Annotated in this window: 11 protein-coding genes; 1 reads left to right on the forward strand and 10 read right to left on the reverse strand. The window is 26.5% G+C overall.

Annotated features, from left to right (window positions below; genetic code table 11):
* Positions 1–151: 151 nt before the first annotated feature.
* The 9 genes from ACTG47_RS12185 to ACTG47_RS12225 all read right to left on the reverse strand — a co-directional run bounded on the left by ACTG47_RS12185 (position 152) and on the right by ACTG47_RS12225 (position 10768).
* Positions 152–421, reverse strand: coding sequence for a hypothetical protein (locus ACTG47_RS12185; protein ID WP_169467799.1), 270 nt, complete (start codon positions 419–421; stop codon positions 152–154).
* A 474-nt stretch (positions 422–895) separates the two neighbouring features.
* Entirely contained in the window at positions 896–1453 is a 558-nt protein-coding gene (locus tag ACTG47_RS12190; protein WP_479924752.1) for a DUF2238 domain-containing protein, read from the reverse strand.
* A 26-nt stretch (positions 1454–1479) separates the two neighbouring features.
* Positions 1480–3006, reverse strand: coding sequence for an FAD-dependent oxidoreductase (locus tag ACTG47_RS12195; RefSeq protein ID WP_479924753.1), 1527 nt, complete (start codon positions 3004–3006; stop codon positions 1480–1482).
* Between the two features lie 332 nt (positions 3007–3338).
* Entirely contained in the window at positions 3339–4007 is a 669-nt protein-coding gene (locus ACTG47_RS12200) for an amino acid ABC transporter permease (protein WP_479924754.1), read from the reverse strand.
* Between the two features lie 13 nt (positions 4008–4020).
* Positions 4021–4842, reverse strand: a complete 822-nt coding sequence (locus ACTG47_RS12205) for a transporter substrate-binding domain-containing protein (RefSeq protein WP_479924755.1) — start codon at positions 4840–4842, stop codon at positions 4021–4023.
* 370 nt (positions 4843–5212) lie between these two features.
* Complete coding sequence (locus ACTG47_RS12210) at positions 5213–7132, reverse strand: PTS fructose transporter subunit IIABC (RefSeq protein ID WP_479924756.1); 1920 nt, start codon at positions 7130–7132, stop codon at positions 5213–5215.
* A gap of 17 nt (positions 7133–7149) precedes the next feature.
* A complete protein-coding gene (gene pfkB / locus ACTG47_RS12215) occupies positions 7150–8076 on the reverse strand; it encodes a 1-phosphofructokinase (protein WP_479924757.1) in 927 nt (308 codons plus the stop codon).
* Between the two features lie 161 nt (positions 8077–8237).
* Positions 8238–10016: a BglG family transcription antiterminator gene (locus tag ACTG47_RS12220; RefSeq protein ID WP_479924758.1), complete on the reverse strand. Its 1779-nt coding sequence runs from the start codon at positions 10014–10016 to the stop codon at positions 8238–8240.
* Between the two features lie 11 nt (positions 10017–10027).
* Positions 10028–10768 carry a tyrosine-protein phosphatase gene (locus tag ACTG47_RS12225; protein ID WP_479924759.1) on the reverse strand — a complete coding sequence of 247 codons (741 nt, stop codon included), beginning with the start codon at positions 10766–10768 and terminating at the stop codon, positions 10028–10030.
* A 275-nt stretch (positions 10769–11043) separates the two neighbouring features.
* Here ACTG47_RS12225 and ytvI point away from each other — a divergent pair, with 275 nt between their 5' ends.
* A complete protein-coding gene (gene ytvI, locus ACTG47_RS12230) occupies positions 11044–12105 on the forward strand; it encodes a sporulation integral membrane protein YtvI (protein ID WP_479924760.1) in 1062 nt (353 codons plus the stop codon).
* 64 nt (positions 12106–12169) lie between these two features.
* On the opposite strand, the gene ACTG47_RS12235 is transcribed toward ytvI, so the two are convergent.
* Entirely contained in the window at positions 12170–13423 is a 1254-nt protein-coding gene (locus ACTG47_RS12235; protein WP_479924761.1) for a flagellar protein FliS, read from the reverse strand.
* Between the last annotated feature and the right edge of the window lie 72 nt (positions 13424–13495).

A 13495-nucleotide genomic window follows, 5' to 3' on the forward strand; every position in this document is an offset into this window, starting at 1 on the left:
GTTAGCATTATTTAAATGCTAACAAGCTTATTTGAGATTATTAGACTTGTTGATATTGCGTGGATTTTTTGAGGTGACATATTTTCTATTCACTATGTAATATACCTTATATAAAATATACTTTGTTAAAATAAAAAATATATTTTTTATTTTATATAAAATTTTTTTTTAATTTACTTTCAATATCTGCTAAAGTATTTCCATATGTAAAATCAGTTATGCTCATATCATTAGCTACATTATGATTCAAATTTTCATCATAAGCTAACTTATAATACTTAAGCTTACTTTGAAAGTTATTGTTTGTATTTACTATTAATTCCCTATGATTTTCATCTACTTTTACAACTACACCTAAATAGTTGTATCCTTTTTCTATAGCATGCTTAAAACAGCTCTCTAAATTGATTTTTTTTAACATCTTCTCCCCCTATTATATATAACTTTTTATATTTATTTATATGCATGTATACAATGATTAATTTTCGTATCATCAAAATTAATATTATATAAAAAATATTCTACCTACTACACCATTTAATTTATTAAAATTTACATTATTAAATATAATTTTTAAATTACAATAGTAAAAGAGCTTAATTTCTGCTAAATGTCAAAGAATATTTATCATCTATATATATACCTATACAGTTCTGCATTTTGTAACAAAAAAACAAAATTTATATTATGCTTTTTGTAGAATATATGTATTTAACGCAAAATATTGTCTTTATAATTATATACTCTTTTAAATATTTCAAATTAATTTTCATAATATAAGAAATTATACAATCTCTTATACAAATACATATCATAAAAAATGGATTTAATTTATCATATAATTTCTTAAAATCTAATATGAATAAAATTAAATCCATTGTAATTAATACTAAAACTATGCATTTGATTTTTTTATTATAAAAGGAATAGTTATAATTGTACCTATTAAAGCATCTACCATATCAATCATAGTATCTTCTAGTCCACCAGCTTGTGTATTAGTACCAATAAAAGTATCCATTAGAAATTCACCTATCTCCCACAAACTAGCTACTCCCATACTAAACATAAATACAAATATGATTAAATATACTTTACTCATTTTGCTTATATCTCTTTGTGTATGGAAATATTTGATTATAGAAAATGCCACAATAGAAGATATTACACCTGACCATAAATGTAAAAAATCATCATAATAATTTATATCATAAAAATTAAAACAAGTGCCTAACAATGCTGAAAACATTATAAATAAAGCAAGAACTATATATAGTTCTTTGCTTAACAATCTTTCATTTTGCTTATTTATAAAAGTCAGTATAAGAGTACCAACTAAACTTATTGCTACTAACCCTATATTTCCAAACTCTTTGTTAATTGCAAAAAATATAGAAGAAAAAATATAAACTATATATAATAGTATAGTTATCGGTTTTAAAAGTTTATTCATACACACTTTACCTTTCTAAAACAATTCTATAATAGCTTAGGATTAACATCATTATCACCATGACCATAAAGCTTTAGTGGCTTAAGAGCCGGTCCTTCAAGTATATTTCCCTTGTAATCAAATCTAGAACCATGACATGGACAATCCCATGTTTTTTCTTCACTATTAAAATTAAGTTCACAACCTAAATGAGTACATGTAGTATCTACAATATAAAATTCTCCCATATCATCTTTATACACACCATATCTTTTCCCATCAATATTAACAATCTTTCCTTCTCCATTACTTTTAGGCATATCTCCACTGCCAATTTTTAATTTTCCACTTACATAATTCATTGCTACATTTACATTTTCTTTTATAAAATCTTTTGAGAAATAACTACCTAATCTCGATGGATTAAAAGTATCTTTATAATCAGAATTATTATTTACTATCAAATCCTTTATTATTATTCCCGCAACAGTACCATTAGTAATTCCCCATTTAGAGAAACCTGTAGCTACATAAATATTGTTTTCTCTTTTATTAATGTAACCTATATAAGGAACATTATCAAAACTCATATTATCTTGAGCTGACCATCTACATTTAAAATCTTTTACCTTAAATACCTTTTTTCCATAATGTTCTAAGTCATTAAATATTTCTTTTTCAGTTCCTCCTTGACCAACTTTATGGTCTCCTCCTCCAAAGATTAGTAAATTCTCATTTCCATCATTATATTGTCTAAAAGTTATGGATGGGTCATCTATACTTATAAACATACCCTCCAGTAATTTATTTTCTAAAACTGCTGTCATTAAGTAAGCACGTTCTGCATATTCTTTTGCAAAATAAAAATTCAATCCATCATACCATGGACTATGAGATGAAATTATAACATTTTCAGCTTCTATTATATTATCTTCTCTTGTCTTAACACTACATATTTTACCTTTTTCTAAATCGACTACTGGTGTATCTTCATATATTTCTAGACCTAAATTTACTGCTATTTCTGCTAATCCATCAATATACTTCTTTGGGTTAAATTGACCTTGATTATTAAAACTAATAGCTCCCTTTATATCTAATGGAATATCTGCTATAGTTTCATGATATTCACAATCTATTCCTATTTTTTTACATGTACGATATTCCTCCTTTATATCCTTTATAGTATCTTCTTTTTCTGTAAATACAAAAGATGGTTCTTTTTTAAAATCACATTTGATATTATTCTCTTTTATTATTTGTTCAATTAAATTTAAAGCTTCATTATTTGCATTATAATATGATTTTGCTTTATCTAATCCATATTTTTTCTCTATCTTAGAATAAAATATGTCATGCTGACAAGTTACCTTACCAGTATTTCTTCCTGAAGTTCCATATCCTATTTTATCAGCTTCAACAAGCGCTACTTTTTTACCCTCTTTTGCTAATAAATATGCAGTTGTTAATCCAGTTATACCTCCACCTACTATAAGACACTCTACTTTTATATTTTCGCCTAATTTTTTATATTCTTTTGGATTTGAATTTAAAAACCAATACGACTCATTCATTTAAAATACTCCTTTACATATTAAATAATAATAGTTTTCCCATCATCAAGTTTATTTATTATAAATAGTATAAAAAATAAATATGTCTTTGTAATGAGTTATCTGTTGTACGACTTATAATATAAATAGAAGTAACTATATAATTGAGTCAGTACAATTAAGAACTCATATCAGAATTTAGTGTATAGAATCTAAAGGTTTTACAAAATAAAAACTAAAGCATCTTTGATTAACATTTTCTAGTTACAAAAAAATATTACTGGAAATCAACTTTTCCAGTAATATTTAATAACAAAACATATCTACACAATTTTATAAATATCTCTATAAATTTAATATACCTCACTAAGTCTTTCTTCTAGCTTAGTCTGAACAAAACCTAATATAAGATTTACAATCCAATATACTACTATTACACAAGTAAAAGCCTCTAAATATTTATAACTTGCTGCTGCTTCTGATTGGGCAACTGCCATAATTTCTGTAACTCCAATAGTAAACGCAAGAGAAGTTCCTTTTATAATATCTGCAAAAGTATTTGTAAAAGGAGGAATCGCAACCCTTATAGCTTGTGGTAAGACAATCCTTTTCATTGTTTGTACATATGACATTCCAAATGCTAAGCTTGCTTCTATTTGACCTTTATCTACAGATGTTATAGCGCCTCTTAAACTTTCTGCAAAATAAGCAGAAGAATTTAAACCAATTACTATTACTGCTGCTGAAAAAGCTTCTAATGTTTTAAGTTCTGGTACTAATTGTATTAGACCAAAGTATATGAAAAAAAGTTGAGCAGCAAGAGGAGTACCTCTAAAAAATGAGATGTATATTCTTGATACTGTTTTTAAAATCGGAACTTTAGCATCTACAATTAATGCTATAAGTAAAGCTACAATCATTCCCAATACCAAAGATAACAGAGACATTTTAAATGTTACTGTCAAATATTTTAATATTAATGGAAATATACCTGCTGCAAATCCAAAATCAAATACTTGCATCCTTAACCTCCAATTAATTTTCCTTAGTTGTATCTAAGCCAAACCACGCTTCAGATAATTTTGTAAATGTTCCATCTTCATGCATTGCTTTTATAGCTTTATTGACATCCTCTATTATAGCTTTACTTTTCTCCTCTTTTCTAAACGGATATTGGTTTACTTCATATACACCAGTATCTATATCTGCAACTTTTAATTTAAGCTCTCCTTGTTCTATAGTTGTTTTAGCTTTAACTTCTGAAAGCCATGCAACATCAATTCTTCCATTTTCTACATCTTTTTCCATAGGTACGCCATCATATGTAACTATATCAAGACCTAAGTTATGTTTTTCATTTAAATCTCTTATAGTTTTTTCTCCATTACCACCTAGAACACAACCTACCTTTTTACCTTTTATGTCTTCTATCTTACTTATAGTACTATTCTCTGGTACTATAAATTTATATTTACTATATGCATAAGTATCCGAAAAATCATATTTTTCTACTCTTTCAGGAGTAGTTGACATTTGGTGTGCTACTGTATCAACTTTACCAGCATCTAACATCCCCATAAGTCCACTAAATTTGGCTGTTTTAAACTCTATTTTATAACCTGTTCTTTTTGATATTTCTTTCCATACATCAATTTCAAAACCTTTATTTTCATCATTTTCTTTATAACACCATGGTGCATATTCTACAGATACTCCTACGTTTAAAGTCCCTTTGTCTTTTTTAGAAGCATTTTGCGTTGTAGCTTCATCTTCTTTACTTGAACAGCCAACTAACATTATTGTTCCTAAAACTAATGTCAATAATAATGAGAATACTTTTTTACTCTTTAATTTCAAAAATAACACTCCCTCTTCCTATATTTTTGTGTACTAAAACATAATATCATAATTTGAAAAGGTTTTTTATTGCTTCTGTCTATGTAATTCGACATCAACATTCTTTTTTTCTATACTTTTTTTATAATTTATTTTTGAAATTAATACTATTTTGTTAAATTTATATTTATTTTCTATTGATAGTTAACAGTTTAGTTAAAAAATCTAATTTACATATTAAAAATTATAAGACTCTTAAAATACATTTACACAAAAAATGAACTTTGTATATCAAAGTTCACTTTTTTATATTTCATACTTTAGGATAATTCAGTAATATATTAATTTTTATAGAACAAAAGATTTTTAATTATTAAATAATCTTTATTTACTATGCTTCTTGATTTAATGGTTTTTTAAGTAGTGCTAAAAGCATCATTCCAACCACAGCACCTATAGCTATAGCTAATATATATCCAAGTGGATGAGTAACTACTGGTATAACAAATACTCCTCCATGAGGTGCACGAAGAGCTGCATTGAACAACATACTAAGTGCCCCCGCCACTGCTGAACCTCCAACACAAGCTGGTATAACATGAAGTGGGTCTCCAGCTGCGAAAGGTATAGCTCCTTCAGTTACAAAGGATAATCCCATTACATAGTTAACTTTACCAGAATCTCTTTCTTCTTTTGTAAATCTATTTTTAAAGAATGTAGTTGCAAGAGCTATAGCAAGTGGAGGAACCATACCACCAGCCATTACTGCTGCCATTATTTCAAATTGACCTGATTCAAGTGATGCGACCCCAAATACATATGCTGCTTTATTTACAGGTCCACCCATATCTACGGCCATCATTCCACCTAATACTAACCCTAAAACTATTTTTGAAGTTCCACCTAAACCATTTAAAAAGCCAACCATTGCATTATTAATTGCTGTAACTGGAGGTATTACTAAAAACGTCATTATAATCCCCATCAAAAGCGTTCCAAATAAAGGATATAATAATACTGGTTTTATTCCTTCTAATGAAGTTGGCAATACACTAAATATTTTCTTAAGTCCTTCTACTAAATAGCCTGCTATAAATCCTGCAAGTAATGCACCTAAAAAACCGGAACCACCATCACCTGCAAGAGCTCCTCCTACAAAACCTACAACAAATGCTGGTCTATCAGATATAGAATATGCTATATATCCTGCAAGTACAGGTAACATAAATCCAAAAGCTTTGTCTCCTATTCCCTTAAAAAATGCTGCTGTTGGAGTATTTGAACCAAAATGTGAAGGGTCAATAGAATAATCATCAAGTAAAAATGCTATGGCTATAAGTATTCCTCCACCAATAACAAATGGTAACATATTAGATACACCATTCATTAAATGTTTATACACTTTTCTAAATCCACTTTCACTTTCTTCATTTGGTTCGTTGTGATTTATCTCTCCTCCATGATAAACTGGAGCATCTCCATTTACAGCTTTATCTATAAGTTCCTCTGCTTTGTGTATACCATCAGCCACCTTAGTCTTTATGACTTTTTTACCATTAAATCTAGCCATCTCAACATTTTTATCTGCTGCCACTATTATACATGTTGCATTTTCTATCTCTTCTTTTGTGAGTCTATTTTTAACACCTGCTGAACCATTAGTTTCTACTTTTATTGATATACCTTTACTTTCAGCCATTTTATTTAAACTTTCAGCTGCCATAAATGTATGCGCTATTCCAGTTGGACATGCTGTTACTGCTAAAACTTGAGGATACTTATTAATATCTTTATTCTTAACATTTACTATATTTTCTTTCCCAATTACTTCATCTTTATATTCTTCACTAAATTTTTCTCTTTCTTTTTTATCTATTATTTCCTTAAATTCTTTCTCAGAAGTTGAATTTATAAGTTTATTTCTAAAATCTTCATCCATAAGTATTGTAGATAATCTTGATAGCACTTCCAGGTGAGTATTATTAGCTCCATCTGGTGCAGCTATCATAAAAAATAGATTTGACAAACTTCCATCAAATGATTCATAATCTATACCTTCTTTTGATATTGCTGCTGCTATACAAGCCTTAGTAACTGATGTATTCTTAGCATGAGGGATAGCTACCCCTTCTCCAATTCCTGTTGTACTCATTTCTTCACGAGTTATAATAGCTTTTTTATAATTTTCTTTGTCATTCAAGTTGCCACTATTTGCAACTAAGTCAACTAATTCTTCTATCGCTTCTGACTTATTTTTTGACTTTAAATTTAACTTAATTGATTTTTCATCTAATAAATCTATAATTTTCATAATTCCTAATTTCCTTTCTATATATTTTTAAATTTATTTACAGATATTTCATTTACCAATTCATTAATGTATTCTTTTTTAGCTAAGTCATATGAAAAAGCAGTTGCACTACCTGATGCTGCCCCTAATTTAAGAGCATAATCATATTTACCAGTATTCAAATATCCAGATATAAATCCTGCTACCATTGAGTCTCCTGCTCCTACAGAATTTTTAACTTTTCCTTTAGGTACATTACTTATAAGTACCTCATCTTCTTCTGTAACTAGCATTGCTCCATCTTTCCCCATTGAGACTAAAACATTTTTAGCCCCCATTTGCTTTAATTTCTTAGCATATTTTACTATATCTTCATTTGAGTTTAATTTAACATTAAACAGTTCTTCTAATTCGTCACTATTAGGCTTAATTAGAAAAGGGTTGTATTTTAAAACATTAAGAAGAAGATTTTTAGTTGCATCTACTACAACTTTTATATTTTTTTCTTCTAATCTAGACATTATATTTTCATATAGTTTTTCGTCTAAAGTAGAAGGTATACTTCCTGCCAATATTAAAATGTCATCTTGATTTAATTTATCAAGTTTTCTATATAACAAGTCAATATATTCATCATCTATATTTGGTCCTTGTCCATTAATCTCGGTTTCTTCTAATTCTTTTATTTTTACATTTATTCTTGTAAAACCACGTTTTAATTTTATAAAATCTGTCTTCAAGTTTTTTTCTTCTAATATTCTTATTATATATTCTCCAGTAAAACCACTTATAAAACCTAAAGATATATTATCATTTCCAAGTTCTTTTAGTATACGAGATACATTTATACCTTTTCCTCCTGGATAAACGTATTCTTCATTTACACGATTTGTATTTCCAGTCTTTAATTTATCTAACTTAACTATATAATCTATTGATGGATTTAATGTTACTGTATAAATCATTTTGCCACCTCTTTTTATTTATTTACTTTATGTTTATATCTTAACTTCATATTAATATCTCTGAAAGTCAAAAAATTTCTCTTAATTAAAAGAGAAATTTATCGTTTTTATTTTATTTAGTTTTATATTATCCAAACTTACAAGTGTATATACAATACTCTTTATTTAAACAAGTTTACAAACTTTTCAAAATTGCTATTTTCACATATGCTTATAACTTTTGCTATAGAATCTACTCTTTTATATATATTTGAAAATATAACTTCATAATCTAATATTTTATCCTTATCAAGTGCTAACATTATTATTAAACGAACATCTGATATTTCCCAAGCAATAGGAGTCTTCAATATACCAATTGCTATTTTGTTTTCAAAAACTTTTCCAATTGCTCCATGTGGTATGGTTACCTTATTTCCTATTTCAGTTGTAGCTATTTTTTCCCTCTCAAAGTAAGAATTTTTCATATCCTCGTCTATGTAACCTTTTTGTACAAGTTTACTTGCCATAAAATCTATAACATCTTCTTTTCTTTTAAAATCTAAATCAGTAAAAAACAACTCATTATCAAGAAGATTTTTTATATCCAAATCTAAATATATATTTCCTGTTTCTATATATTTTTCAATTAATTTAATTTCTTTTTCACTTAAAATAGGAGATATATTTATTACTGGTATATCTGCTATTTCAATAGGAACAGTAGATATTACAAAATCAACATCTATGACTTTTATATATTCAACTAAATATGAAGGAATAACTTTTAATATTTCTAGTTTTTCTTTAAATATATTTTCCAATTTAGCCTTTATTAACATTGATGTCCCTATCCCTGAAGTGCAAACTATTATCGTCTTGAAAACCTTATCTTTGTTATTATAAGATGCCCTTTCAACAGCTCCTCCTATATGTAGAGCTATGTTTGCAACCTCATCCTCATTGATTTCTATATTTAAATCTTTTTCTATTGTTTTTTTAGCTATATTAGCTAGCTCAAAAGCAAATGGATATTTTATTTTGATATCTTGAGCTATTATAGGTGATTGGTTTATACCTAGCTTTATTTTTTTACACAGACTACTAATATGCTTATATAAAAATTCTTCAAATATCTCATCATGACTGATGTCTATTGATGTAGCTAATTTTAAATTTTTACAAAAAGTTTTTATTGAGTTTATTATAATTTCTTTGTTTTGTTCATTTTCTAGAATTGAACTTCTCTTATTACTATAATTTTCTACAAAATCTTCTATAAACTCTTTTTCATTACAGTTATGTCTACTTAACATAACTAGTATATTATTCAACACGTTTTTAAATTCTATGTCAGTTAATATCAATCTATTTTCATTTAATACATCTAATAATATTTTTTTTATTATTAACTTTTTTTCTTTTATATAATCATTTAAAAAATCATTTAGAGTCAATTGATTATCTCTCTTATTACTCAAATCAATTATACAATTTACTATTCTATCTTCACTTTCAGAAATACAGATACCTTGCTTATGCTTTGACTTAATCGAAATGGAATACCTTTCTAATATTCTTTTTACTTCTTTTAAGTCATTTTTTACTGTTGAAACACTCACATACATAGAATCTGCTAAATCTTCAATCCTTATGGTATTTTTTTCTTCATTACTCAAGGTTAATACTTTTCTGATTATATACTCTACTCTATCTACATCATCGTATAGATTACTATTTAAATTCACTTCATTAAAGTTTCCTTCTAACTTATAACCAACACCTCGTATTGATAGAATTTTACTGTTTTTAAGTTGTTTATTAATATCCTTTATTTCATTTTGTATAGTTTTTGAAGAGCACCCTATTTCTTGACTTAAGGCAAGACCACTAATTGTATCTTCCGAATTTAACAGAATTTTTATTATACTTATCTGTCTTGCTGTTATATTTAAACTCATAAAATCACCTTTTACTCTAAATATTGATTTCTCAATTTTTTTATTTCTTCCTTATCTAAATTAAATTCTCCATATAAATATTTTTCCACACTACTGTATTCTTCATCAATTCTTCTAAAAGCAGTTTTAATATATTCTTCATTTACGCCAAATATATAATTTAATTTTTCTTTTGGAATTCCTTTAAATTTAGGCTTATATTCTATAAACCTTTCTATTTCTTTATCTGCAAATTCATTACTTTTTAAATAATCTTTCATTATATTCTCTCTTGATACACCTAAAATCATAAGAATTATAGCACTCCCTACACCAGTTCTATCCTTACCCGCTGTACAATGATTTAATATTGGTAAATTAGAATACTCCTTTATAAGTTCTACTAATTTTCTATAAGATGGATTATTTACAGGTAAATTATAGTAACTATTATTTAACATATTAAACGCTCCATCTTTTTCAAACAAACCATCAATCATATCTTCAATAGAACCAAAGCTTCCTTGCGATTCTTCTAACTCTCTCATAGCTGGAATTCTTATATTTTTTATATTTGATATTATTGTTGATGGATACTTACGAGCTTCTTCGTCACTTCTATAATCAAATATATATTTAATATTTAATTCTTTTAAAATTTTTATATCATTTTTACTTAGGTTTGATAGTTTTGCAGACCTATAAAATAACCCATACTTTACACTTCTACCATCTTCAGTTTTATTACCACCTAAATCTCTAAAATTTTTCATCTTACCACCTCTTAAAAGCTATCTATTGTATCTCTATTTAATATTTCATAAATTAATTTTATCACAATTTCATATTGTTTATTTAAAATATTTTTTAGTATTTGGTTAGCAATTGTAAAATATAAAAGTATATCTTTATACAAAATTAACCTAAATTTTACATAATTTATTTACTTTGTAGAAGCTTTATAGTTTATAATCAATATACAGTAGTATATTTTATGTAAAAAAGACCATATTTAGAATAATATCAAATACATTGGAGGTTTTATATTATGGACATTCAAAAGCAAAAGAATTTTATAATTAAATTTACATATGTTGTCTTAATAGGAAGTATTGTATATATTGCGTTAAAATTCTTATTACCATTGTTGATGCCTTTTGTAATTAGTTTTATCATTGCATCCATCTTAAGACCTATTATAAGACTTATTACAAATAATACGAATTTAAATCGTACATTTATTTCTGTAGTAGTACTTTTAGCCTTTTATGGATTATGCATATTTTTATTAATTAGCTTTGGTGCAAAAATATTTACAAGTATAAGTGACATATTTTTTAGGCTTCCTGAAATATATAAATCAAATATACAACCAACACTAAATACTTTATTTTCTAAAATAGATGCTAGTACACCTAATGTTAACCTAGCATTGATACTTGGTTGGGATAATATAAGTCAATCGATGATGTCTTTAGTAGCCTCTGTTTCGACAAATGCACTTAATACTATAGCAAGTATTGCAAGTAAAACACCTGCATTTATGCTAAAACTTATTATCACTTTGATTGCTTCTTTTTTCTTTACTTTTGATTATCAAAAAATAGTAGACTTTATATTAAAACAGTTTCCAGAAAAAAGTCAGTTAATGATAATAAACATAAAAAATAGTAGTATTAACGCTCTTTTAAAACTACTAAAAGCATATGCAATACTATTATCAGTGACATTTATAGAACTACTTATTGGACTCAATATCCTAAGAGTTGAAAATGCTTTTGCTATATCTGTCATCATAGCACTTGTTGATATTTTACCAGTTTTAGGTACAGGAAGTATTTTGACACCTTGGATGATTATTTCATTAATTAATGGCAATATCAACTTAGCAATAGGTCTTCTAATACTATATATTATTATAACTGTAGTTAGACAAATACTAGAACCAAAAGTAGTGGGACACCAAATTGGTCTATATCCTTTAATAACTTTAATGTGTATGTTTGTTGGAGCTCAGCTATTTGGAATAGCTGGATTATTTGGATTCCCTATCGCAGCTACAATCATAAAAAATCTACATGATAATGGTATTATCACTGCATTTAAATAGATTAACTTTTACATTTTCTTTAAACTTAAAATAGTGAGATATATAATATATCTCACTATTTTTTCTACTCTTTACAGATAATATCTATCATTTCTTCATATTCGTCTTTATTATTTAAAACATCTACATCTTTAAATTTTTCCTTCATTTTTTCTTTAATCTCTAAAGAGTAAGATATTGTATATGGAATAAAGTTCTCTATTTTTTTTATATATTCCTTAGAAAAAAATTCAGAATTATACACTACAGAAAATAAAATTAACATTAAGCAATCATTTTTTATCATAGCCATTACAGATTCATTTTTATTGTTAATTTTAAAACCATCTATTAATTCAATAGTAAAATTTATTAATTTATTTGTAATTTCATCTAAAGTTCCATTTTTTATAGTTTCCGTCATAACAGTTTTATGATTGGATTTTAAATCTTCTTTTATATCCTGCAAATCATCAGATACTTGCAATAAAAATCCATAACCAATGCAAAACTCTATTTCTTCATTTGTCATCAAGCCACTTATTAAGTATCCATCTACTAAAACAGATGAACCACCTTTTTCAATAGAAATAGACAATAATTCTCCTTTACACAAATTACCCTTTCTATCTTGTTGCCTTAAGCTCTTTACTTGACTTTCAAATATCAATAATAGTGAATCATAAACTTCTTTAAATTTTGCTCTAGAATAAACACTTTCAATATAATCTATCATTTGAGATACTTTACTTTCATGATAATTACTAGGTTTAATTTGTTCTCCCAAGAGCCTTTTTTCTAACCACCGATTAAATAAAACCTTATCAGCTTCATTTATACTTGTATTGTCTAAATAGTTGTCTGTATATGGATATAACATGCTATATGCAAAGTTTGCTTTTGAATAATATACCTCTTTTCCAAATGATAATTGTAACGCATTTGAAATCCATACATTCCTCATAGCTTGCATAATATCACCTATAGGCAAATCATTATCAAATTTTCTTGCATCTCTAATAAACTGTTTTGTTATACCTAAAAACTTTTTTCTATCTTCAATATCCATTTTTTCTAACTTAAAGATATTGTCTTTTTCTAATGTGTTTTGTAAGAAAATCTCACCCTTTTTTACCCACATTTTTTTCAATACAAAATCACTTGGATATTTTTTTAAGTGAGTTGATAATGTATCTATCCATTTATCTAATTCTTTTTCACTCTTTTTCTGTGAATCTTTACTATATCTTTCTATATTCTCAGATAATTCAACACTTGAATTATTCCATGTATTCTCACATTTTTTACAATAATATTCAAATATACTACTCAAATCCATTTAACAGCCCTACTTTCATGCCTAAATTATACACTATATTATATCAGTACATATAACTAATATACAGTTAAA

It is taken from the genome of Clostridioides sp. LIBA-6622, from assembly GCF_056716095.1.

Coding starts and splice junctions, on each gene's coding strand:
- ACTG47_RS12185 (WP_169467799.1), bottom strand. CDS start 421: ATGTTAAAAAAAATCAATTTAGAGAGCTGTTTTAAGCATGCTATAGAA.
- ACTG47_RS12190 (WP_479924752.1), bottom strand. CDS start 1,453: ATGAATAAACTTTTAAAACCGATAACTATACTATTATATATAGTTTAT.
- ACTG47_RS12195 (WP_479924753.1), bottom strand. CDS start 3,006: ATGAATGAGTCGTATTGGTTTTTAAATTCAAATCCAAAAGAATATAAA.
- ACTG47_RS12200 (WP_479924754.1), bottom strand. CDS start 4,007: ATGCAAGTATTTGATTTTGGATTTGCAGCAGGTATATTTCCATTAATA.
- ACTG47_RS12210 (WP_479924756.1), bottom strand. CDS start 7,132: ATGAAAATTATAGATTTATTAGATGAAAAATCAATTAAGTTAAATTTA.
- pfkB (WP_479924757.1), bottom strand. CDS start 8,076: ATGATTTATACAGTAACATTAAATCCATCAATAGATTATATAGTTAAG.
- ACTG47_RS12220 (WP_479924758.1), bottom strand. CDS start 10,016: ATGAGTTTAAATATAACAGCAAGACAGATAAGTATAATAAAAATTCTG.
- ACTG47_RS12225 (WP_479924759.1), bottom strand. CDS start 10,768: ATGAAAAATTTTAGAGATTTAGGTGGTAATAAAACTGAAGATGGTAGA.
- ytvI (WP_479924760.1), top strand. CDS start 11,044: ATGGACATTCAAAAGCAAAAGAATTTTATAATTAAATTTACATATGTT.
- ACTG47_RS12235 (WP_479924761.1), bottom strand. CDS start 13,423: ATGGATTTGAGTAGTATATTTGAATATTATTGTAAAAAATGTGAGAAT.